The sequence below is a fragment of the Clostridioides sp. LIBA-7678 genome, from assembly GCF_056716065.1.
The window spans coordinates 1,745,149-1,768,722 of sequence record NZ_CP196987.1 but is presented as its reverse complement, the minus strand read 5'-3'; the positions used below and the strand labels follow the sequence as shown (position 1 = coordinate 1,768,722).

At 27.5% G+C, this 23,574-nt stretch carries 22 protein-coding genes and 1 other annotated feature; of the genes, 2 read left to right on the top strand and 20 right to left on the bottom strand.

The window, feature by feature from the left end; genetic code table 11:
- Position 1: 1 nt before the first annotated feature.
- The 6 genes from ACTG46_RS08590 to ACTG46_RS08565 all read right to left on the bottom strand — a co-directional run bounded on the left by ACTG46_RS08590 (position 2) and on the right by ACTG46_RS08565 (position 6,122).
- Positions 2-1,003, bottom strand: a complete 1,002-nt coding sequence (locus ACTG46_RS08590; RefSeq protein ID WP_167640462.1) for a dihydroxyacetone kinase subunit DhaK — start codon at positions 1,001-1,003, stop codon at positions 2-4.
- Between the two features lie 55 nt (positions 1,004-1,058).
- Positions 1,059-1,679, bottom strand: a complete 621-nt coding sequence (gene dhaL / locus ACTG46_RS08585) for a dihydroxyacetone kinase subunit DhaL (protein ID WP_054270062.1) — start codon at positions 1,677-1,679, stop codon at positions 1,059-1,061.
- 128 nt (positions 1,680-1,807) lie between these two features.
- The gene (locus tag ACTG46_RS08580; RefSeq protein ID WP_054270061.1) at positions 1,808-2,647 is read right to left on the bottom strand and encodes a YihY/virulence factor BrkB family protein; all 840 of its coding nucleotides are present in this window, start codon (positions 2,645-2,647) and stop codon (positions 1,808-1,810) included.
- Positions 2,648-2,864: 217 nt separating this feature from the next.
- The gene (locus ACTG46_RS08575; protein WP_231300676.1) at positions 2,865-4,562 is read right to left on the bottom strand and encodes a phospho-sugar mutase; all 1,698 of its coding nucleotides are present in this window, start codon (positions 4,560-4,562) and stop codon (positions 2,865-2,867) included.
- A gap of 62 nt (positions 4,563-4,624) precedes the next feature.
- The gene (locus ACTG46_RS08570; protein ID WP_231300675.1) at positions 4,625-5,215 is read right to left on the bottom strand and encodes an SGNH/GDSL hydrolase family protein; all 591 of its coding nucleotides are present in this window, start codon (positions 5,213-5,215) and stop codon (positions 4,625-4,627) included.
- Between the two features lie 109 nt (positions 5,216-5,324).
- Positions 5,325-6,122 (bottom strand): 3D domain-containing protein, encoded by a 798-nt coding sequence (locus tag ACTG46_RS08565; protein ID WP_231300674.1) that lies wholly within the window; start codon positions 6,120-6,122, stop codon positions 5,325-5,327.
- 363 nt (positions 6,123-6,485) lie between these two features.
- On the opposite strand from ACTG46_RS08565, the gene ACTG46_RS08560 reads away from it, so the two are divergent.
- Positions 6,486-7,007 (top strand): N-acetyltransferase, encoded by a 522-nt coding sequence (locus ACTG46_RS08560; protein WP_054276537.1) that lies wholly within the window; start codon positions 6,486-6,488, stop codon positions 7,005-7,007.
- Between the two features lie 270 nt (positions 7,008-7,277).
- Here the strand turns inward: ACTG46_RS08560 and ACTG46_RS08555 are convergent, their stop codons facing one another.
- Entirely contained in the window at positions 7,278-8,489 is a 1,212-nt protein-coding gene (locus ACTG46_RS08555; protein ID WP_054270056.1) for a helix-turn-helix domain-containing protein, read from the bottom strand.
- Between the two features lie 306 nt (positions 8,490-8,795).
- Positions 8,796-9,731: an alpha/beta hydrolase gene (locus tag ACTG46_RS08550; protein WP_074179022.1), complete on the bottom strand. Its 936-nt coding sequence runs from the start codon at positions 9,729-9,731 to the stop codon at positions 8,796-8,798.
- Between the two features lie 265 nt (positions 9,732-9,996).
- Between ACTG46_RS08550 and ACTG46_RS08545 the strand changes: the two genes are divergently transcribed.
- Positions 9,997-10,563, top strand: coding sequence for a MarR family winged helix-turn-helix transcriptional regulator (locus tag ACTG46_RS08545; protein ID WP_054270054.1), 567 nt, complete (start codon positions 9,997-9,999; stop codon positions 10,561-10,563).
- Between the two features lie 160 nt (positions 10,564-10,723).
- Here the strand turns inward: ACTG46_RS08545 and ACTG46_RS08540 are convergent, their stop codons facing one another.
- From ACTG46_RS08540 to ACTG46_RS08485, 12 genes are all read right to left on the bottom strand, one after another.
- Positions 10,724-12,760: a thioredoxin domain-containing protein gene (locus ACTG46_RS08540; protein WP_479923936.1), complete on the bottom strand. Its 2,037-nt coding sequence runs from the start codon at positions 12,758-12,760 to the stop codon at positions 10,724-10,726.
- Positions 12,761-12,935: 175 nt separating this feature from the next.
- Entirely contained in the window at positions 12,936-13,613 is a 678-nt protein-coding gene (locus tag ACTG46_RS08535) for a manganese catalase family protein (RefSeq protein ID WP_054270052.1), read from the bottom strand.
- Positions 13,614-13,815: 202 nt separating this feature from the next.
- The gene (gene ilvB, locus ACTG46_RS08530) at positions 13,816-15,504 is read right to left on the bottom strand and encodes a biosynthetic-type acetolactate synthase large subunit (RefSeq protein WP_479924063.1); all 1,689 of its coding nucleotides are present in this window, start codon (positions 15,502-15,504) and stop codon (positions 13,816-13,818) included.
- A 50-nt stretch (positions 15,505-15,554) separates the two neighbouring features.
- On the bottom strand, positions 15,555-16,601 hold the full coding sequence (gene ilvC, locus ACTG46_RS08525) for a ketol-acid reductoisomerase (RefSeq protein WP_265327124.1): 1,047 nt from the start codon (positions 16,599-16,601) through the stop codon (positions 15,555-15,557).
- A 234-nt stretch (positions 16,602-16,835) separates the two neighbouring features.
- Positions 16,836-17,075, bottom strand: coding sequence for an ACT domain-containing protein (locus ACTG46_RS08520; RefSeq protein WP_021384344.1), 240 nt, complete (start codon positions 17,073-17,075; stop codon positions 16,836-16,838).
- Positions 17,076-17,185: 110 nt separating this feature from the next.
- Positions 17,186-17,442 (bottom strand) — a binding site (T-box leader).
- Between the two features lie 161 nt (positions 17,443-17,603).
- Positions 17,604-18,365, bottom strand: coding sequence for a M48 family metallopeptidase (locus ACTG46_RS08515; protein WP_074179017.1), 762 nt, complete (start codon positions 18,363-18,365; stop codon positions 17,604-17,606).
- Positions 18,365-19,192: an XdhC family protein gene (locus tag ACTG46_RS08510; RefSeq protein ID WP_479923935.1), complete on the bottom strand. Its 828-nt coding sequence runs from the start codon at positions 19,190-19,192 to the stop codon at positions 18,365-18,367. The genes ACTG46_RS08515 and ACTG46_RS08510 overlap by 1 nt, the downstream gene beginning before the upstream one ends.
- Before the next feature lie 42 nt (positions 19,193-19,234).
- Positions 19,235-20,002 carry an anti-sigma-V factor RsiV gene (rsiV, locus tag ACTG46_RS08505; protein ID WP_479924062.1) on the bottom strand — a complete coding sequence of 256 codons (768 nt, stop codon included), beginning with the start codon at positions 20,000-20,002 and terminating at the stop codon, positions 19,235-19,237.
- A 27-nt stretch (positions 20,003-20,029) separates the two neighbouring features.
- Positions 20,030-20,899, bottom strand: coding sequence for an anti-sigma-V factor RsiV (rsiV, locus tag ACTG46_RS08500; protein WP_479923934.1), 870 nt, complete (start codon positions 20,897-20,899; stop codon positions 20,030-20,032).
- 11 nt (positions 20,900-20,910) lie between these two features.
- Positions 20,911-21,393 (bottom strand): RNA polymerase sigma factor, encoded by a 483-nt coding sequence (locus ACTG46_RS08495; protein ID WP_021384362.1) that lies wholly within the window; start codon positions 21,391-21,393, stop codon positions 20,911-20,913.
- Positions 21,394-21,444: 51 nt separating this feature from the next.
- Complete coding sequence (locus ACTG46_RS08490; protein ID WP_054270046.1) at positions 21,445-22,401, bottom strand: peptidylprolyl isomerase; 957 nt, start codon at positions 22,399-22,401, stop codon at positions 21,445-21,447.
- Between the two features lie 67 nt (positions 22,402-22,468).
- A complete protein-coding gene (locus ACTG46_RS08485) occupies positions 22,469-23,302 on the bottom strand; it encodes a polysaccharide deacetylase family protein (protein ID WP_479923933.1) in 834 nt (277 codons plus the stop codon).
- Between the last annotated feature and the right edge of the window lie 272 nt (positions 23,303-23,574).

The following is a 23,574-nucleotide window of genomic DNA, read 5'->3' as shown; positions in this document are numbered from 1 at the left end:
TCTAATTTTTTTTAAAGTAAGGTGTATTACATGGTGAATTGAAATATCTTAACAATTCCTCATTCATTCTAGCTATAAATAGTTGGAATCCAGCTGTTTCTTGAGTAGTTAAAAGCTCTCCAACATGATTTGAAAGTACTTCTATATTTTTTTCTTGCAATATTTTATGACATTTTCTATACACTATTAGCATTTCCATCAAAGTAGTAGCTCCTGAGCCATTAACTATTAACATTACTTTTTCCCCATCTTTAATGTCTAAATCTTTAATCAAAGCTTGTGTCATTATTTCAGCAGTTTCATCAGCAGACTTCATTTCCATACGTCCACCTCCACCTTCTCCATGTTGCCCCATTCCTATTTCCATCTCATTTTCTCCAAGCTCAGAAATAACCATTCCTGTAGAAGGATGAGTAGCTCCCTTACATGCAACAGCTATAGTCGCCATATTATCAGCAAATTTTTGTGCTATTTCTGCAACTTCATCTAAAGATTTTCCTTCTTTAGCAGCTCCTGCAGCTATTTTATATAAAGGTATACAACCAACCAAACCTCTTCTATCATCACTATTTTCTCTTGGTGCATTTGCTATATCTTCTTGAGTAACAACTTTTTTAACATTAAGTCCTTCTTTTTTAACTTGTTTCATAACAAGATTTCCTGTCAACATATCTCCTGCATGATTAAGGACTACAAACAGTACACCTTTGCCTCTGTCAGCCATTTTTATAGCTTCTAAACAAGAATTTGGACCTGGGGCTGCAAATACATCTCCAACTACAGCTATATCGACCATTCCATCACCAACAAATCCACTCAATGCTGGTTCATGACCTGCTCCACCTAGAGTGACTATTGTTACTCTTTCTGCTTCTTCTAATTTTTTATTTATTACTAAATTGGAATCTGTAACTCTCAGTAGGTCTGAATTTGCAAGTTCTAAACCTTCTAAAACTTCTCTAGTTAAATCTTCTGACTGGTTAATAAATTTTTTCATTGGCATGATAAATTCCCCCTATTAAACTTGTTATATTTATTATTTAATTTGTTAATCTAATTTATAATGCGTTATATAAACCTTTAAACATCAGTGATATAGAAACAGCACCTGGGTCCATATGTCCTAGACTTCTTTCTCCTATACTTTTTGCTCGTCCAAATTTTGCTATGTAAGTTTTAGTATTCTCAGCACCTTCTACTGCTTTTTCATAAGCTAATCTAAAGATATCTACTATGTCATTACTCTGTACATTATAAATAGCATCTATGGCTGGATATAATGCATCTACCAAAGTTTTTTGACCTATTTTAGCAGTAGAAATAAGAGATAAATTTTCTCTTGCTTCATTAAACATACCTTTTATTTCTTCTATTTCAAGTTCATCTTTATCATCTATTCCTTCAGCCATTCCCTCAAATATAGTCCCCCATAAAGGTCCTGCTGAACCACCATTTACATTCATACATAAAGTACTTAAATCTTCATTGATTGATTTTATGCTATCATTTTTATTTTCTTCTAATGCTCTTTTTTTCATACAATCTGCTATTCTATCTATAGTAACCCCATGGTCACCATCTCCAACTACACTATCTAATTCACATAAATATATCTTATTTTCTTTTAATATTTCCGCCGCACTTATCAACATTTTTTTCCATGTAGTAGTTGATAACATTGAACCATCTCCTTATTAATATCTTGATTCAATATTATCATATGTAATAACAAATGTAAATTATTTTTAGAAAACGTTTTTACAAAATTTACATTTGTTATATTAAATAATGTTTCTTTTTTTAAAGTTTACTTTAAACTTTCATTTCTTATCTTTCTAAAATACAGTCTTGAATTTACTTCATAGCCTATAACAATAGACCAACTGCTAAAATACATCCATGTCATAAGTACAATTATTTCAGCTATACTTCCATAGATTACTTCATAGTTAGCATAATAATTTGTATAATAAGAGTACAAAAATGACACTAAGAACCAAGAAAATGTAGCAAAAATAGCACCTGGTGCAGATTCTTTCAGAGTCAACTTTTTATTTGGTGTATACTTATACAAAGCTGTAAATATAACTATTATTGTTAAAATACCTACAGAGTATCTTAAAATATCCCATATCCTTATAAATATCTTATCTAATCCTATAAAATTAAAAATAAAATAACCTATTTTCTCTCCATAAACCAGAAATATCATAGATAAAAAAATTAACACTAAAAGCATAATTGTAAATAAAAATGATATAGATAGGATTTTAAAAAAAGACCTAGTTTCTTTAACTTTATATGCTCTATTCATCCCTTTAATAAGAGCTTTTACTGCTCTTGAAAATGTCCACATAGTAAGTCCAAAACTGACAGCTAAAAAATTTAAACTTCTATTATCTATTGCAGAAACTATAATTGAAGATAATACATCAAAAGCACTTTCTGGCATCATATTTCTAAAAAGTTCTATATATTTATTTAAATGAAGAACTGGTATATATGCTATAGAACTTATAGTAAATATTAAAAAAGGAAATATAGACAGCATCAAGAAAAAAGATACTTCTGCTGACTTTGAACTTAATTCACTGTAATTAGATTTTGCAACTATATATTCAATCAATTTTTTATCTATCCCAAACATAAATATCCCCTTTTCTCTCAAATTAATTTCATTATACAATATTAATTATACTCAGATTCATACCATAATATAATTATTTAAATAAAAATAACATAAATAAAAGCTGAAAATAACAATTCTACTAACATTTCTATATTCTAATCAATGAAAGTAAATTATAATTTTCAGCTAAATAAATATTATCATAAAACTATCTTATAAGATAGTTAAACATCTTTTATTTTAATTTTTCAACCATAATATCTATATATTCTTTTAGACCACTTAGTTTTTCATCTGCTTCAACCTCACTAGCTCCTTTTACAGCTATGTAGAATTTAAGTTTTGGCTCTGTTCCAGATGGTCGTATTGCTACCCAAGATTCATCTTCCAAGAAGTATTTTAAAACGTCAGACTTAGGAAGATTATCTATACCTTTTTTATAATCTTTTTTATCCACTACTTTGATATCATTTATATAATCAATTTGATTTTCTCTAAAGTAAGATATTATTTCTTTTATCTTTTCTACTCCTTCTATACCCTTTAAAGTCAAAGATATAGTCTGCTCTTTAAAAAATCCATATTTCTTATAAAGTTCTATTAGACCTTCATATAAACTCATACCTTTTGAATAGTAAAATGCTGCCATTTCAGATATTAATAATGAAGAAACTACTCCATCTTTATCTCTCGCATGAGTACCAACTAAATAACCATAACTTTCTTCATATCCAAATACATAATTTCTGTCTTTATTTTGTTCAAATAGTTTTATTTTCTCACCAATAAACTTAAAACCTGTAAGAACATTTAACACATCAACATTATTGGCTTTGGCTATATCTGCTCCAAACTCTGATGTAACTATAGTTTTTATCATTGTAGAATTTTCTTTTAACTTATTATTTTCTTTTAAACCTTCTATTATATAATGTGTCAACATACCACCGATTTGATTACCTGTAAGTAGAGCATACTCTCCTGTGGTAGTTTTTACAGCTACACCCACTCTATCGCAGTCTGGGTCAGTTGCTATTACAAGGTCTGCTCCTTTTTCTTTTGCAAGTAATATTCCTCTATTTAAAGCTTTTTTCTCTTCTGGATTTGGATAATCAAGACCTGCAAAATTTGGGTCTGGATTTTCTTCTTCTGGAACTACAATTATATTTTCAAATCCAACTTCTTTTAATGCTCTTCTTATTGGTATATTGCCTGTTCCACAAAGAGGTGTATAAACTATTTTAAAAGTTTTACCTACATTTTTAACTAAGTCGGTTCTTATAATTTGACTCTTTACTGCTTCTATAAATTCAGTATCCTGTGATTCATCCAATAAAATAACTAAATTTTTATTATCTTCACTTAAAGTTGGTATTATACTGTAATCATGTATACTATTTACTTTCTCAGTTATTGCATTTGCTATATCTGGCATAACTTGTGCCCCATCTTCCCAGTATACCTTATATCCATTATATTCAGGAGGATTATGACTGGCTGTTATAACTATACCCGCTATTGCATTTAGATTTCTAACTGCAAAAGATAATTCTGGAGTGGTTCTTAAACTATCAAATATATATGCTTTTATACCACATGCTGCCAAAGTATTTGCAGACTCTATACAGAATTCTCTAGACTTATGTCTATTGTCATGAGCTATCACTACTCCTCTATTTTTTTCTTCAGCTGTCGTATTTTCTAATATATAGTTAGCCAATCCAAAAGTAGCTCTTCTAACTGTATATTTGTTTATTCTATTTGTACCTGCTTCGATTATACCCCTAAGACCAGCAGTACCAAATTCTAAGTCCTTATAAAATCTATCTTCTATTTCTTTTTCATTACCTTTTATCTTATCTAATTCTATCTTTGTATCTTCATCAAAATATGAACTTTTTACCCACTCTTCATAAGTTTTCCTATAATCCATAATAAAATCCTCCCTATCTTATGTATTTATTATAATTGTATAAACAAATATCTTTTATATAATTATACTTCTTCTATATATTTATTAACTGAGCTAATAAATATATCTGCCATTACTCTATGACCTTCTTTCGTTGGATGTAATCCATCAAAATACAAGTTTTTATATCCTTTTTGTTCCATGCACTTATTATATCTCGAATAAAAATCTACAAACTCAGTATTAAATGTTACACTAAACTTTTTTACCCAACAATTATATAATTCTAACTTTTTGGATACTAGATTAAAATCAGTAAAACGACTCCAATCTTCTCTAACATTTGGAATATCTGGTTTCAATGGTATACCTATTATAGGTATGATATTTTTTGAATATGCTTGATGCACCATAGCCATTATATTAGAATTAATAACTTCATTTCCTGCTCCAACAATCAAATCATTGGTACCACCCATTATAAAAACTATATCAGGAGAATTTTTTACAACATCTTCATTAAATCTAACTAACATACCACTTGTTGTATCACCATTTATACCCTTATTTATTATTTCTAATCGAGTCTCTTTATTCACAATGTTTGTCCATGAATTACTTCGTGATACTCCAAACCCATATGTTAAACTGTCTCCTAAGCAGACTATTTTCATCTTATCCCCCCTTAGATATATTTTTATGTTTCAAGAATAATCTAACAGTTTAGTTAATTCATATTTTATACTTTTTTATCTTTCAAGTAAAGTTATTATAGTTACTAATTTAATGTAGATATATATCTATACTCTTTCTTCCCCAATTTGATGCACTTCCTTCACTATTCATAAAAATATCTATTCTGTTACCTTTAATTGCACCTCCACAATCTTCTGCTACAAAAGTCATACCCAATTTAGGTATATATACTTTTGTTCCATATGGTATTATACTAGGGTCGACTGCAATAACACCCCATCTTGGAGTCGTTCCAGTTGATGTTATTGTATCTCCTGCATATGCAGTAGCAACCACTTTCATATGTTTTCCACCTCTTATATTTGCTCCTCTTGATGCAATCAATACTTTTTCTTTAGTTCCATATTTTATAATTTTTGTAGTTGGCTCCTTAGATATTAATTCTTTTGATAAGATTTTTTTGACTAACTTTCCATCATGGTAAGTTAATTTATAGACTAGTTTTTTTTCTCCTTCTTTTCCTTCTTGATAGACCTTAGATTTTCCTTTTAATAGATTACTATCATTCACATGCTTTGTCTCAAATGGAATCTTTTCAATTTCTTCTTTTTGATTATTAGTTACTTTTACAACTTTTATTTGCATATCATCTTTTAATTCTGTATCTAAACTTGGATTAATTTTATCTTCAGAATTATACTTAATACCCTGTTCATCCAAGAGTTCTTCAACTGTTTTTTTAAATGAAGAGACTTTTTGCTCTTGACCTTTAACTATTAAACTTATATCTTCTTTATTTAATATAGAATAAATACTTACCAAACTCAGCAAAATTGATACACTCAATAAAGATGATATTATTATCCTCTTTTCTCTTTTCTCCATAATAATCTCCTTCCCTATTCAAACTTCAAATTAGTATTATTCATTACAGATTTAATCTTATATTATATATGTATATTATAGCTTTCAAAATTTATGTAACTTTTTTGTAACTTCTAAAATCATTAAAATCATTTTTAGACAGTTTAAAAGCCATCACACATACTATTTTTAAATAATCAGTGATTAATATAATAATTTGAAATAATATCATAAACAATTTATCTTTCATCCTAAAAAAGATGGACATAGAGGAAACAAAACGGAAAGATGATACACAGATTAAAACACATTGTATACCAATATTGACTATGATAAAATGAATTCATATGCAGATTAGAAATTTTTATGATTGGGAGGAACAAAATGAAATTTGAACGTTTAAGAACCAGTAAAGATAGATTATACTATAAAGCTATGGAATTATATAAAACTAGTTTCCCATTTCATGAGCAGAGAAAGTCTTCTTTGCAATCAGAAATTATGGAAAATGAAGAATATCAATTCAATTTAATTTATGATAAAGACAAGTTTGTTGGCATAATTTTGTGTTGGGAAACAGAAAGCTTTATTTATGTAGAGCATTTTTGTATTTTTCCAGAAATGCGTAATAATATGTATGGGCAAAGAACATTGGAACTTCTAAATAAAAGAGGAAAAACTGTTATTCTAGAAATTGACCCTCCTATTGATGATATTTCAATCAAACGTAAGGCTTTCTATGAGAGAGTAAAATATAAGGCAAATGATTATGAACATATTCATCCACCATACCAAGATAAATTTAGTGGTCATAATCTAGTTGTAATGTCTTATCCAGAAATTCTATCTAAAATGGAATATGATAAGTTTAATCAATACTTAGGGAACCATGTAATGAATTTCTAGATACAGTCCCTCTCTATTGAACTTTGCAAAATATCATAACAATTATATAAAGCAGTTGATTCACTATAATTAGCTGCTTTTTTAATATTAATTAATGCTATAAAATAAAAGATTCCTTTTCCTTGAACAAAAGAATTATTCCATAAATTGGACTATATTATGAAATTCTTTTCTATTTTCGCACAATAAAGGAGATAATTCAAATTTTTATGTTGAAACATCTCCCTTTAACTTAAGTAATCTTTAAGTCTTATATTAAATTTTTATTTATTATTTATCTTTTAACAATTTCTCTAATTCCAAAAGATTTTCAATTACAGACTCAAAAATTGGCTCGTCTCTAAGTTCATTATAACTCTCATCACTAAACACAATTAACAGATTCGTATATATATTAAAAGTATAGGAATTTTTAGATTTTACTTTATCAAAAAATCTCATTTGGCTAACATCCAAATTTTCATGTATAGGATATTTCTCTAATATTTCTTTTAAACTATATAAAGCTTCTTTAGCTTCTTCTTTCATATTAAAAAATAAAAACGTTAAAGATAATTCCATATAATCCATATATATATTAAAAAATGCACCTTTATCTTCACTAAGTATTTTTTTTATTTCTAAAGAAAAGTTTGCATACCCTAGTAACTTATCTTTTATATATTCCATTTCTTTCTCTATTACTTTTTTATTAGAATCTCCATCCTCCAATTTTTGCTTTAATTCCTTATATTGATATTTGTATATATTAATTATTCCTTTACAATCCATACTTACATTGAATACATTAGTGAACAATTTATTTTGAAGCAATATTTCTGCTTCTTCCAACCTATTTTGATTTAAATATATCATAGCTAAATTAACACTTGTATCTCCTATTGGTTCATGTATCATACTTAAGTACAACTCTGCCTTTTTATAATCTTCCAACATATAATATGCATTTGATAATATAATGAGTGCTGTTTCTTTAATTTGAATATCATCTGTATTTCTTACTATATCTTCAAGAATATTTGTTGTTTCTTTTACTTTGTTGTTCAACTCATTCTTACCAAATTTATATGAATACATCTGGTACAGTGAGCATATCTTTAATTTTAATAAATAACATTTAGGATACTTATCTATGTACATATTAGAAAGTTTTTTCACAGATTCTAAGTCTTCTTTACATTCTTCTTTTGGTTCTTCTGTTGATAAATCAATTTCAATCCCAGCAAAAACTGCTTCTAATTCTTGATAAATTTTCATTACTTCTTCTTCACTTAAATCAATCTTATAATTCATAAGCTTATCAATAGATACATTAAAAAAATCTGCTAATAGTGGTAATAATTCTATATCAGGATAAGAATTTCCACTTTCCCATTTTGATACTGCTGGTGTTGAAACCCCTATAAATTTTGCCAATTGCTCTTGAGTTAGATTTCTTTCTTTCCTAAGAGTTTGTATGACTTTACCTATTTTAATTTGCATATATACCTCCCTAGTACATCTGTTGTAATTTAAGTATATAAAAAAAGTATTTACTAGTAAATCGAGGCAAAGTTAATAAAATGTTCATAATTTAACCATTGGTTATATTTTAGTCTAAAATTTTCTTTCATTGACTTAAAGTAGATTCCACATCTAATGATAATAATACTTGCTATTAATAACCTATTTGTAATCACACTTATTTATACTATAAGTGTCATTATCATAAAGAGCACATTTAATACAAATAAATCATTTATATAGCTAATACTATAAGACTAATATTACATTATATACATTTCTTTATTACAATCTATCTATTTTATTATTTAGCCAACAGATTATGTCCTCAAATACTTCTTCCTTATTTATCTCATTTAATAATTCATGTCTTCCATCTTTGTAAAGCTTACAAGATACATCTTTTACCCCTAAATTTATATATCTATCCCTCAGTCTTAATACTCCCTTTCCATTTTTTCCTATAGGGTCTTTATCACCAGATATTATATAAATAGGAATATCAAGAGGTATTTTTTTTAGATTTTGCTTATCCTCAATTTCTTTTAATCCTTGAATCAAATCATAAAAAAAACCACAACTACACACTACTCCACAAAATGGGTCATTTATATATTTCTCAACTTGTTCTCTATCTCTACTCAGCCAATCAAATTTAGAGTTTTTATTTCTTTTTATGATTTTTCCACCAAATATCAAATCATTTATTTTATTACTTCTTGAATTTCTTCCATGTTTTTTAATTTCATGATTAATTATCATATGGGCAAAATTTAAGATAATCCCTTGTTTTCCATTTGAACCGCATAGTATAAGACCAGACAAATTATCATGGTAATCCATTATGTATCTTTGACTTGCAAACGAACCCATACTATGTCCAAATAAATAAATTGGTAAATTCCCATTTTCCTTTTTTATAATATTTGTTAAAGTGTGCATATCTTCTACAAGACATCTAAATCCTTCTTTTTCAGCTAAATGACCAACATTTTCTATAGTCTTCGCAGTCTTTCCATGACCTCTATGGTCGTTAATATATACTATATAGCCATTTTTAGTAAGTTCTTTAGCAAAAGGCTCATACCTTTGTGCTGTTTCAGCCATTCCATGTGAAATTTGGATAACGGCTTTTGGGTTGTTTATATTTTTATCTTCCCATTTGTATGTATATATATCTAAATCTTCCTCTCCTTTGAAAGTAAAGTTTGTACACTTCATAATTATCCCTCCAGATTGATTTTATTCAGTATATTAACTTATATATTATATTACAAGTATTTTCAAGTCAAAATCTTTCTATATACTTTATGATTTACTAACCATTGATACAAATGACTATACAAAGTTATATAATAATTTAACAACTTAAATCTTAATATAAAAAATAATACCTAGATATACTTGGACATCATATTGACATTAGAATCAATTCATGATATTCTGTTTTCGTTAAAATACAATCCAAAGATAAAGGAGATATTTCATGGATTATTCAAATGAATTAAAAGAACTCTTTCTAATGAATCAAACTTATGCTACTCTCTTTACCCTTACAAACAAAATACAAATAGAAGGAGATAAATATTTTGGTATACTTACTTCAAGACAGTATATGACTATTTTATCTATTCTCCATTTACCAGAAGAAGAAACAACATTAAATAATATCGCAAGAAAAATGGGTACAAGTAAACAAAACATAAACAGACTAGTTTCTAATCTTGAAAAAAGTGGATATGTTAAAGTAGTTCCAAGTCCTCATGATAAAAGAGCTATTAATGTTAAAATTACAGACTTAGGAAGAGAAGTTATGATAACATGTAGTAAAATTGGAATAAATTTTATGGCTGATGTGTTTCATGAATTTAGTAAAGATGAACTGGAAACTTTATGGAGTTTACTAAAAAAAATGTACCGTTTTAATGGTGAAGAACAAGATGGATTTGAAGAAGATGCTAATTTTATGGAAGATGAAGAACTAGATAAAATCAAATCTGAACTACTTGAAGAGTTTTCAAGAAGAAGAAATGAGATAAACAAAACTTACTAATATTATAAATATTTATAAAAGTATATAGATTTAAAATTAATTTTTAAAAAATAAAAATTTTAATTTCTCAATACTGCTAACAAAATGATTAAAGTGGTATTTGTTAGTTATAAGAAAAGAACTCTATATTAAGTATAAATATAGAGTTCTTTTCTTGTCGTTATTGTACTCTTAAAAGCATATCATTTAGTTTTTGTAAATCATTAAATGGTTGGCTACAGCTATTGTTTTGACACACATAATAAGTAGTCTTATTATTCTTTAATTTATAATCCTTTAAAAAATCTACCTTGGCATTTTCTTCATTGTATTTCTTTACTAAAAAAGTTGCATTTGGTATAAAATTTTTACTTATTAATTTTTTAAATCCAATCAAATCAGAGTCTTCTTTTAAAATACATATAATTTCTTTGGTAGGATAAAGTTCATACATCAATGAAAGCATATAGAAACTATACCCAGTTGGAGAATTTTTTACATTATCTACATATAGTTTTAATTGTTTATACGATATTTCTTCAAGTTTGCTATCACCAGTAATCTTTGCAAGTCTTATAAGATTGTATAATTGAACAGAATTTCCGGATGGAATAGCACCATCATACAAATCTTTTGGTCTTGCTATTAAATTTTCACTATCCTTACCATATATATAGAATCCACTTTTTTCATAATCCCAGAAAAGGTCAATACAGCTTTCATTTAAATTCAATGCCTTTTCTAGATATCTCATATCAAATGTTGAATCATAAAGCTCTATATATGCCCATATTAAAAAAGCATAATCATCTAAATAAGCTAAATAAGCAGAACTTCCTTCTCTATATCTAGCTAACAATCTACCTGACTCGTTTACAAGCTTATCATTTATAAAATCAAGGCATTTATTTGAATACTCTAAGTACACATCATTTTTCAGTGTATTATAAGCATTTGCCAAAGCTACTATCATCAATGCATTCCATGAAGTAAGTATCTTATCATCTTTATGCAAAGATGTTCTTTCTTTTCTATATTCAAATACCTTTTTACTAAGATTAGCTATTTTTTCATTATATCTATCATATTCTTTGTTTTTTATAAGATTTGGGATATTTTTACCCTCAAAATTTCCACCATTAGTTATATCAAAATAATCATTAAAAAACTTTCCATCTTCTTCACCCAGTACATCAATTATTTCAAGAGGATTAAATGTATAAAATTTTCCTTCTTCACCTTCACTATCAGCATCCTGTGCTGAATAAAAACCCCCTTCTTTATCTTGCATCTCTTTAATTACATAATCTATAGTCTTTATAGCAATTTCTTTATATAATTCTCTTTTTGTTATTTTATATGCATCTAAATACGCTATTGTAAGCATGGCATTGTCATATAACATTTTCTCAAAATGAGGTGCTAACCATTTTTTATCAGTTGAATATCTTGAAAAACCAAATCCAATATGGTCAAACAAACCTCCTCTATACATTCCATCTAAAGTTTTTTCCACCATTTTTAATACATCTTCATCTTTTTCTATACTATAGTATTTCATCAAAAACATAAGGTTTTGAGGACTTGGAAATTTAGGTGCATTACCAAATCCACCATACTTCTCGTCATAGATAGCCTTAAATATCCTAACAGATGACTTTAACATCTCTTTTGATAACTCGCCATCTGTATTTTTCACTCCAAAATCATCTTTAAGAGCTTCTATTATTTCATCTCCAGATTTTATAAGTATATCTTTGTTTGTATTCCATTTATCAGATACACTTTCTAATAAATCTATAACACCAGGTCTATTATATCTTGAATACTTTGGGAAATATGTTCCTGCAAAAAAAGGTTTCTTATCTGGTGTCATTATTATAGTCATTGGCCATCCGCCACTGCCTGTCATAGCTTGACAAACTGTCATATATACACTATCTATATCAGGTCTTTCTTCTTTATCTACTTTTATTGCTATAAAGTTTTTGTTCATTATTTCAGCAACTTCTTTATCTTCAAAAGATTCTTTTTCCATAACATGACACCAATGACATGTTGAATACCCTACACTTAAAAATATTGGTTTATCTTCTTCTTTTGCTTTTCTAAAAGCTTCATCATTCCAACTATACCAATTTATAGGATTGTACGCATGCTGTAAAAGATATGGAGATTTTTCATTTATTAGATTATTAGGTTTTTTATTATTTTCCACAATACCACCTCATTATTGTTTTATTATATATTTTGCAATAAAAAAATAGATATACACTTATATTAAGTGTATACCCATCTTAACTACATATATTTAGATTTTTATCTACTTAATTCTTCTAGGCAAATAATTTTTTATATATTTACTAAAACAAAACAACATGAAAAATATCAAATTATTTTTTTAAAGGTTTTTCAAAAGAAGGAGGATTAATATCTATTTTAGTATCATGATTTGGTCCTGGAGTTGATAAGTCAAAATATAACTTTGAATCTTCTGTAACCCCAAAATCTCTGTTTGAACCTGTATCTTTGACTTTATTTAAAGCATCTCTAAATAAAGCATTATGTGCTTCTTCTCTGTTAAGTAAAAAATCTATTGTTTCTTTTACATGTTTATCATCAATCTGTCTATATAAGTGTTCATAAACTACCTTGGCTCTTTGTTCTGAAGCTATATTTGAAAGTAAATCAGCTACTAAATCACCTGTAACTGTAACATAATCAGCAGTCCATGGAGCTCCTGATGAGTTTATTAATACTGGTGATAATCCAGTTAATACATGAGTCTCTATTTCACCTGTATCAACTGCATTATAATCAACATCATGACCATTTAATAAATTTATAGTTTGAGCAACCATTTCCATATGACTAAGCTCTTCTGCTGCTATATCAAGAAATAAATCTTTTATTTGAGGGTCTTTTATTCTAAAACTTTGAGCCAAATATTGCATTGCTGCCTTTAATTCTCCATTTCCTCCTCCTAATTGTTCTTGCATCAAAACAGCATATTGAGGATTTGGTCTTTCTACTTTTACTTCTTTTAATAACGCTTTATCATGTTTAAACATATGAATACCTCCGTAAATTATTATTCAAATTTATTATTTGCTTAAAATACAATCTTATTCTAAGTTCTATAATTAAGATTTAATAAATACTTAGTTATACATTGAGTAATTTATTTACAAAGACAAAAAATCTACACCTAAATAAAAAACTGAACATCAATAAAGTTTCAATAAAAAACTTTATCAATATTCAGTATAAATCTTAGTTACATATTAAATTTTCTAATGCATCATTAGGAGCTACAATAGGATAAACATCATAATCCTTATCTATATCACATTGCAAAAACATAGGTTTATTAAAATCTATCATATCTAAAACTTTCTCTAACCCTTCCATATCAGATACCTTATATCCATCAATATTATAGGCATTTACAAGCTTAACATAGTCTACATTTTCATCAATATCAGTTTGAGAGTATCTTTGATTAGAAAATAATTTCTGCCATTGTCTTACCATCCCTAGTGTTCTATTATTAAGCAATAAAATAAGTATAGGTACATTATAGTTTGAAACTGTAGCTAGTTCATTACAATTCATTCTAAAACTTCCATCACCAGTAACCAAAACTACATTTTTATCTACATTACCAACTTTAGTTCCTATAGCTGCACCTAAACCAAAGCCCATTGTTCCTAGTCCTGCTGATGTTATAAAGCTTTTATTACCTTTAAAATTCCAGTATTTAGCAGCCCACATTTGATGCTGACCAACATCAGTTACCACTACAGTAGGATTATCTAATTTTTCATACTTCTCATTTATTTTTCTAAGTATATTTTGTGGATGAAATTCACCTTCTTGTACACCCTCACTCTTTCTAAAAGTCTTTATTTCTTCTTTCCAGTGACTATTATTCTTACTATCCACTTTCTCTAGTAGTAAGCTAAGAATAAATTTCACATCTCCAACTAGAGATACATTTGATTTTATGTTTTTACTTATTTCAGATGGGTCTATGTCTATGTGTATTACTTTTGCATTTTTAGCAAATTCAGAACTTTTACTTATTACTCTATCACTAAATCTTGCACCTATAGCTATAACCAAATCTGAATTAGAAAGAGCTAAATTACTTTCTCTACTTCCATGCATTCCAACCATACCAAGAGATAACTCATTTTTTCTATCTATATTACCAAGTCCCATAAGTGTATTTAATACAGGTGTATCTATTTTGGATGCAAATCTTTCAAGAATTTCCTCACTATCTGAAGACTTAACACCTCCACCAGCATATATTATAGGTCTTTTAGAATCTTTTATTATATCTATTGCATCACTTAAAAGTTTAATATTTATTTCATCCTCTAAATCAAAATCATTCTTATAATCCATATAATCATCTATTTGGCATGAATCATAATCCTCATCGTTAAAATCCATTTCTGCCAAAAATAAATCCTTTGGTACATCTACAAGTACAGGCCCTTTTCTTCCTGAATTTGCGACCTTAAAAGCTTCCTTTATTGTAGGAATCAATTCTTTGGTACTTCTAACTAGATAATTATGTTTTGTCATAGACAAAGTCGCTCCTGTTATATCAATTTCTTGAAAAGAATCTTTGCCTAATAAACTTGTTGGAACTTGCCCTGAAATCACAACCATAGGAGACGAATCCATAAAAGCTGTTGCTATTCCAGTTATAGCATTTGTTGCTCCTGGACCAGATGTTGTAAAGCAAACCCCCACTGTGTTAGTACTTCTTGCATACCCATCTGATGCATGAACTAAACCTTGTTCATGAGATGTCCTTATATGTTTGAAATCATCTTGATAATCATATAGAGCATCATAAAGAGGTATCACTGCTCCACCAGGATATCCAAATACTGTGTCAACTCCCTCTTTCTTCAAGCATTCTAAAATTACTTTTGCTCCATTCATACGCACTACCATGCACCACTCTTTCCCTCAAACTAATCCATTTAATATATTTATTTTAAGAATGACATCATACTTCTTAGATTTCTTCCAACTTCTGCTATTTCTGTAGCATATTCTGCTTCTCTAGTTTTAAGGAAGTTTTCACGACCTTCTTCATTCTCTTTAATCCATGCCTTCGCAAATTTTCCATTTTGTATATCTTCTAAAACTTCTTGCATACCTTGCTTTGCTGCATCAGTTATTACTCTTTTACCAGATACATAATCTCCATATTCTGCTGTATCACTTATGCTATATCTCATTCTTTCAAATCCACCTTCATATATAAGGTCAACTATTAGTTTCATTTCATGTAGACATTCAAAATATGCTACTTCTTTTTGATATCCTGCATCTACAAGTGTTTTATATCCTAATTTTATAAGTTCACTTATTCCACCACAAAGTACTGACTGTTCTCCAAATAAATCTGTTTCTGTTTCTTCTTTAAAAGTAGTTTCTAAAACTCCTGCTCTTGTTGCTCCAATACCTTTTGCATATGCTAAAACTGTCTCTGTAGCTTTTTTAGTGTAGTCCTGATATACCGCAAATAGTGCAGGAACTCCACTTCCTTTTGTAAATACATTTCTAACTAGGTGACCAGGTCCTTTAGGAGCTACCATTACAACATCAACAAATTCTGGTGGTTGTACTTGGTTATAATGTATATTGAATCCATGTGCAAATGCTAATGTCTGACCTTCTTTTAAGTTATCCCTTACACTCTCTTCATAAACTTTCTTTTGCTTTTCATCTGGCATTAGTAACATTGTCAAATCACTTTCTCTTGTCGCTTCTGCTACACTTTTAACTTCAAATCCATCTTCTCTTGCTTTTTGTGCTGATTTACTTCCATCATAAAGTCCTACTACTACATCTACACCATTATCTCTAAGATTTTGTGCATGTGCATGTCCTTGGCTCCCATAACCTAAAACTGCAACCTTTTTATTTTTTAAAACCTCTAAATTTACATCATTTTCATAATACATCTTTGCCATCTTTATTTCCTCCCAATACTTTCTCTCATTTTTATGATATTTATTTTTATTAGAAATTTATACTCATTATCATTGATTTTATGCTACTTAACAGATTATATTTCTAAATTTAAATGGTTTCAAAATTATATTTTTAGAATTTTCAGTTTTTATAAATTGCGGAAAACTAATAAATTCAATGATATTTGTATTTTCATTCTAAGATTTTTCTAATTTAATATTTATCTTTAGTTTTTCATTTTAACATAAATAGATTTATCATTAGCTTCTATTTTTATAAAACACATTTAATTAATGTCTTACTTTCTCAACAGTTATTTCTCTTATATCATGTAGCTTCTTCATATGATTTAAAACACAATCTAGAGATGTTTTTTCTTCATTTACTATTAGTTTTATTCCTGAATTATTCATGTTATCTACAGTCATACTTATTGATTGTATATCAACTTCTCTCCTTCTAAGAGTCATAGCCACTCTTAAAAAAGAATCTATCCCTTGGTTTAATTTAGCATATACAGTATTTTCCATAAAAATTCCTCCTTATTTTTATTATTTTTTATTAATTTTATATGGATTGAACTTTTTATATTGCTTAAAATAAAAAAACTTTCATCTTTATAAGCAATATAAATATTACTTATAAGGACGAAAGTTATATTCCGCGGTACCACCTTATTTGTAGATATAAAAATACATCTACCCCTCTTTTTTCAGGTCGGGTAATTGATTACCTTAACCTTAGCCATGTAACGTTGGCAGACGTTTGTACTTACTAAAAATATTCAGTACAAAAGCTCCAGAGTGATAATTATACTACTGTTAACACCAATTCTCAGCAACATTGGCTCTCTGTGGATAACACCATTAGTATCATTGTCTCTGTCATCGCTTTTAATTTTTTTAATTTTATATTTTCTATCTGTTTTGTTGTTAATATAGATTATATTCTCTATCTTTTATAATGTCAACGACTTTTTTTAAAATTTTCAGATTATTTGTTTTTTTCACAATAATATGTTTTCTATATTCTAAATACAACTTTTGGAATAAGCGTTTTCATATTATTATTTTATATCCATTTATTTTTAGCCAATTTTCTTTTTCTCTATAATCTGGCATAATAGATTTTACCAAATCATAAAATTTTTTAGAATGATTCATATGTATTAAATGACTAAATTCATGTATTATTATATAATCAATTACATCTAATCTTGCCATAGATATTTTTGAATTTATATAAATATTTTTTTGAGATGTGCAACTTCCCCATCTCTTTTTTTGCTCTTTTACCTTAACACTTTTTGGAATCAATTGCTTCATTATTTCACAAGTTGATTTAAGAAAATCTATTCTCTCTAAAACTATTCTTTGGCTTTCTGTTTTATACCATTCCTTCAAAGATGTTCTAATGAAGTCTTTACTGGTATCATTTGTTTGAATAATTATTTGAGATTCATCAAGATTTATTGTACAGTTACTTTTTGAGACACAATCATCTAACATTTCTTTTATAACTAAATAGTATTCTTTACCTAAATAAAGAAATTTCTCGCCATTTATAAACATTCTTTGTCTGTATGATTCTTCTCTGTTCTTATATTTTTCAGACTTTTTAAGTATCCAGTCTCCCTTTTCAATTATTATGTCTTTTATTATTTTTTTAGAGATTTTAGGAGGACTTGTTACAATTATTTTACCAAATGAGTCTATTTTTATAGAAATATTTTTTCTATCTTTATACAACAAAATCACCTTTATCTCATTACCTCTAAAAGTTACATTTAAAATGTCAGTGTCTTTACTTACTGTATTCATCAGTTTCTTTTTTCCTTATTTGCTCTACAATTTATAAGTTCAGCAGCTATACATACAGCTATTTCAGCTGGTGTCTGAGCATCCAATTTTATACCTATTGGTGCATGAACTTTTTCAAGTTCTTCCTTTTTGAAACCTTTTTTCATAAGTTTTTCATATGTTAGCCCAATCTTGGTTCTACTTCCAATCATACCAATATACCCAGAATTTCTTTTAAGAGCCCATTCTAAAGCACTTGAATCATATAAGTGCCCCCTTGTTAAAATAATTATATAACTATTTTCATCAATTGAAAAATCTGGTATATCTTCAAAAGAATCTAAAACTACTACTTCTGAATCTGGAAATCTTTCAGAGTTGGCAAATTCTTCTCTATCATCTATTACTACTGTTCTAAATTCTAAAAGGGATAATATTACAGCCACATCTCTTGAGATATGACCTGCCCCAAATATATACGCTTTACTTGTATTCTCTTTTAAACTTCTATTAAATCTTTCTATATTACTCTCTAATTCACTGTCAATAAAATCTATTTGTATCTCTCCATTGCCACCACATATCATTCCAAGTTTTGCTACATCAGATTTATTTAAAGTAAATTTATACAACATTGATTTTCTATCTTTTATGACATTAAGTGCATGTTTTATACATGTAGCTTCTACACTTCCTCCACCTACTGAACCAGATATTTTACCATCATTTTTTACAATCATCATGGCTCCAGTTTCACGTGGTGTTGAACCTGAGTGAGAGGTTATAGTAGCAAATGCAAAATCCTCCTTATTTTCTATTAACTGTATAGCTTGTTCATATATATTCATATAATTCTCCTTACCAAGTCTATCTAAAAATCTTCTATATATCTATCTTAGGTTTTTTATCACCTTATTTGGTATTACAAACTCCACTGCTCCCATATAACCAGGTGCTACTTCATATTCATCAAAACTAATTACAAGGTTTCCACTTTTATTAATATAAAAATCTTGATACTTATTTATAGATTCGAAATCCTTTACTGGTGAATCTTTTCCTTGGTCAATAAAATAGGATTTTGTATTATCCTTTTTAATCTGATTTCTCATCTGCTCTTTTATATTATCACTTATAGCTCTTATATATCTACTATCTTTAAAAAATATTGGCAAATTTAATAGTATTTCTCTATTTTTATCAATAGTATAGTGCTTTTTAGTTACAGTTGAAGAAGCTTCTATCTCTTCTTTTTTCATTTCTATGGATAAAAAGTCCTTAGAATTGTTTTTAACATTATAACTTGCATTTAAATATCTATGACCTTTATTATTTTCTTTTTTCATTTCATTTTTAAATTGATTGTAAAGTTTTTTTCCATCTTGCAAAAACTCATTATTTAATTTATTCTCTAAATCTTTATCTTTTAAACCCTCTATTTTGGGAATACTAATTTTCACTTCATAATTACCTTGCTTAAAATTGAGATTCTTAGCATTTACAACCTTTATTGTATTATTGTTTAGAGTCTCATTAGAAGAACTTGCAAATATAGGTTTTATATTTACTAATGATATTAATAAACATATTGAAACTATAGCAATTTTAAATATAGATTTTTTAAGTTTTTTACATGTATTCATGTTGACCTCCTTAATGTATTTATATATAAACTACTATTCAATTTACAAATCTTTTATTACTTTATATGGTATTACAAATTCTACTGCTCCCATATAACCAGGTGCTACTTCATATTCATCAAAACTGATTACAAGATTTCCATCTTTATTAATATAAAAATCTTGATATTTGTTGATAGTTTTAAAATCTTCAGCAGATAAATCTTTTTCTTGGTCTATAAAATATGATTTTGTATTGTCCTTTTTCATCTGCTCTCTCATCTGTTCTTTTATATTATTACTAATAACTTTTATATATTTATCATCCTTAAAAAGCATAGGTAAAGTCAAAACTATTTGTCTTTTCTTATCAACATTATAATGTATTTTACTAACATAAGATGATGCTTCTATCTCATTTTTTGTCATTTCTATTGAGAGGAAATCTTTAGAATTATTTTTAACACTATAACTCAAACTTAAAGACTTATGTCCCTTATTCTTTGATAATTCTATCTTTTCCATCCTCTGTTGAAATTCATCATAAAGCCTTTTTCCATCTTCCATAAAGCTACTGTTTAAACGCTTTTCTAAGTTTTTATCTTTTAAACCTTGTATCTTAGGAATATCAATCTTAGCTTCATAATTTTCACTCTTTAAGCTATAATTTTTTATAGTTATTACTTCTACTATTCCTCCAATTATAGGTATCTTAGAGAAATTATCTGCAAATACAGGACTTATATTTACTAATACTGTAAACATACAAGCAAAAGCTATTGCAACTTTAAATCTTAATCTATTTACTTTCTTATTTTTCTCATAATATATATTTTCTATTTTCTCATGATTTATTATAGTATCTAGTTTCTTTGGTATTGGAATTTTATGATACTCCTCTTTTAACTTATCTAACCTTTCTTTGCTCGTCATTCTTTTTATCCCTACTCTTCAATTTTTAATTTTAGTTTTTTTAAAGCAGTATATAGCCTAGTTTTAACAGTATTCACATTTTCATCCAATATTATTGCCACTTCTTCAATCTTTAAATCTTCAAAAAATCTTAATATTATAATAGATTTATACTCAATAGGTAATTCTTCTAAAGCTCTTTTTAAATCTAAATCAGTATATTTATCACATTCTCCAGTTTCATCTATATGGTCAATATCTGTCATGTTATTATATTTACGGTTTTTCCTAATAAAATCTATACTAGTTCTAACTAAAATTTTATAAAACCATGTCTTTATATAATTTACTTCTTTAATATTTTCCACTGAATATAGAGCCTTATACATGGCTTCTTGAACCACATCTAAGGCATCTTCTTCATTCTTTGTATAACTATATGCAATTCTATAAAAAGAGTCTTTATTATCGATAATGTATTTCTCAACCTTCGTTCTCTTTAAACTCTTAAACATTCCTGTAAAATCTCCCTCCGATTACAGGCTAGGATTGAGTCTTTAGAGATTCTATCTGTCTATTTTTGCATCTTCATTCAATTTCTTTATATGCTCAATATACTTTTCATTTAAAATAGATTCTCTTATTAAACTCTGACACTCATTAAAACTTTTTTGTCTTTCTCTTTTATCAGTAACTTTGACTATATGATATCCATAACTAGTTTCAAATACATTTGAAACTTCATTTTTCTTTAATTTGAACACTTCTTTTGTAAACTCAGCATTTTTATCTTCTTTTGTGAAATATCCTAGCTGTCCTCCGTTTTTTCCAGTTGCTTTGTCATCTGAATATTTTTTAGCCAATTCTTCAAAACTTTCTCCGTTTTTGATTTTAGTTAATATGTTATCTGCCTTTTTCTTTAAAGCTTCTTTCTTATCTTTGCTTACTTCCTTTTTGTTTTTATCTAAAGTTGATATAAGTATCTGAGAAGCATTTACTTCTTCTACATTAAAATCTTTTTTATGTTTCGTATAATAGGATTCCATATCCACATCACTTACATTTATTCTATCTTCAAAGGCTTTCTTATTTTTATCTATGGCTAAATCTTTAGATATTTCTTGTTTTAAGTATGCTTTATCAACACCTGCTTTGTCCATTTTTTCTTTGTAACTCGTATTCAAATTCATATTATCTTCTAGTTCTTGATACTTTGAGTCTACTTCGCTTTTAGTTGGAGTTAATCCTTTATCCTTAGCCTCTTGATATAAAAGTTCATTATCCACCATAAACGATATTATAACATTTTCTAATTTATTTCTACCTTTTTTATCCAAAGTTTTTTCCAATTCATCTAAAGATTGCCCATTTATATAACTATTAGTAGCAGATAAAACTGCTTTTGTTTTTTGATATTGCTCTTTTGTAATTTCCACATCATTTACTTTTGCCAAACTTTTGTTGCAACCAACCATCATTAAAGATAGTATTCCGACCATTCCTATATAAAGTTTTTTATTCAATATATCTACACCTCACTCATTTTTATTCTCAATTTCTAAAATATCAATTAATGCTCTTATATTTTAACTACTCTAAATTACGCAACCAATAATTTTTTGGTATCTGATTTTGATCCACTGCTGCAAATTCATAACCTTCATCTGATAAGAATTTTAAAACTGAATCTAAAGCTTCTGCACTTTGCTTTTTCTCATGCATTAAAACTACAAGTTGGTCTTTATCCTCGCCTTTTCTATTCTTAACATGATTTTTCACATTTTGTAAGATTTGAGCAGAATTAGATCTCCAGTCCTCTGTATCTAAATCCCAGTCCCAAATCTTGTATCCAGCATCAACTAAAGCTTGATAAGAAGCTTGTGGTGTATATGGTTTACTTCCATAAGGTATTCTTATTACTTTTGAATGTTTACCAGTTATTTTGTAAAAAGTTTGGTCATTTGTATCAAATTCCTCTTTTGCTGATGTACTAGTAACATAAAGCTTATGAATATCATGTGATACACTATGGAAACCTCCTGTGTTCCCACTTTTAATTATATTTTTAACTTGTTGTGGATATTCCTTCATATTGCCATCTATCATAAAAAAAGTTGCTTTAATATTATATTTATTTAGAGTTTTTATCATCTGGTCGGTAAATTTAGATGGACCATCATCTATAGTTATGTATGCTACTTTTCCAGAACTCTTACTTGGCCCTTTGCTAATTTCCGTTGTTGTATTAGATACTATATCTGTAATAGTAGAACTTGACAATTTTGTATTTCTACTAATTTCGTCTTCTTTAACATTTAAAGAGCTAACTCGTATACCAACTATTATAAAAGCTAGACATACTACAATAGCACTTAAAAGTACATATAATTTCTTTCTATTTATTTTTTTCTTTTTATTTCTCATCGTTCGACCTCCAATATTGCTATATTTTTACATTTATATTTTTGTAGTATTTTATACCCAAAATTTACACTACATATATATAGACGTTGAACTTCGACAAAAAGTTTTGCTTAATTTTTAAAATTTGTTATTTTGATGATTATTATGCTGTATAATTTATGTATAATTGTATAGAATGTTGAAAATTGAGTATTATATAGTGTTTTTTACAATTAATTCTAGTTAAAATGTCATTTCTAATTTTTAAAATTTATAAATTGTTTTTTATAAAT

Bases quoted from the DNA above. Each gene is read 5' to 3' on its own strand.
- ACTG46_RS08590 (WP_167640462.1), bottom strand. From the start codon at position 1,003: ATGCCAATGAAAAAATTTATTAACCAGTCAGAAGATTTAACTAGAGAA.
- dhaL (WP_054270062.1), bottom strand. From the start codon at position 1,679: ATGTTATCAACTACTACATGGAAAAAAATGTTGATAAGTGCGGCGGAA.
- ACTG46_RS08580 (WP_054270061.1), bottom strand. From the start codon at position 2,647: ATGTTTGGGATAGATAAAAAATTGATTGAATATATAGTTGCAAAATCT.
- ACTG46_RS08575 (WP_231300676.1), bottom strand. From the start codon at position 4,562: ATGGATTATAGGAAAACTTATGAAGAGTGGGTAAAAAGTTCATATTTT.
- ACTG46_RS08570 (WP_231300675.1), bottom strand. From the start codon at position 5,215: ATGAAAATAGTCTGCTTAGGAGACAGTTTAACATATGGGTTTGGAGTA.
- ACTG46_RS08565 (WP_231300674.1), bottom strand. From the start codon at position 6,122: ATGGAGAAAAGAGAAAAGAGGATAATAATATCATCTTTATTGAGTGTA.
- ACTG46_RS08560 (WP_054276537.1), top strand. From the start codon at position 6,486: ATGAAATTTGAACGTTTAAGAACCAGTAAAGATAGATTATACTATAAA.
- ACTG46_RS08555 (WP_054270056.1), bottom strand. From the start codon at position 8,489: ATGCAAATTAAAATAGGTAAAGTCATACAAACTCTTAGGAAAGAAAGA.
- ACTG46_RS08550 (WP_074179022.1), bottom strand. From the start codon at position 9,731: ATGAAGTGTACAAACTTTACTTTCAAAGGAGAGGAAGATTTAGATATA.
- ACTG46_RS08545 (WP_054270054.1), top strand. From the start codon at position 9,997: ATGGATTATTCAAATGAATTAAAAGAACTCTTTCTAATGAATCAAACT.
- ACTG46_RS08535 (WP_054270052.1), bottom strand. From the start codon at position 13,613: ATGTTTAAACATGATAAAGCGTTATTAAAAGAAGTAAAAGTAGAAAGA.
- ilvB (WP_479924063.1), bottom strand. From the start codon at position 15,504: ATGAATGGAGCAAAAGTAATTTTAGAATGCTTGAAGAAAGAGGGAGTT.
- ACTG46_RS08520 (WP_021384344.1), bottom strand. From the start codon at position 17,075: ATGGAAAATACTGTATATGCTAAATTAAACCAAGGGATAGATTCTTTT.
- ACTG46_RS08515 (WP_074179017.1), bottom strand. From the start codon at position 18,365: ATGAATACAGTAAGTAAAGACACTGACATTTTAAATGTAACTTTTAGA.
- ACTG46_RS08510 (WP_479923935.1), bottom strand. From the start codon at position 19,192: ATGAATATATATGAACAAGCTATACAGTTAATAGAAAATAAGGAGGAT.
- rsiV (WP_479923934.1), bottom strand. From the start codon at position 20,899: ATGACGAGCAAAGAAAGGTTAGATAAGTTAAAAGAGGAGTATCATAAA.
- ACTG46_RS08495 (WP_021384362.1), bottom strand. From the start codon at position 21,393: ATGTTTAAGAGTTTAAAGAGAACGAAGGTTGAGAAATACATTATCGAT.
- ACTG46_RS08485 (WP_479923933.1), bottom strand. From the start codon at position 23,302: ATGAGAAATAAAAAGAAAAAAATAAATAGAAAGAAATTATATGTACTT.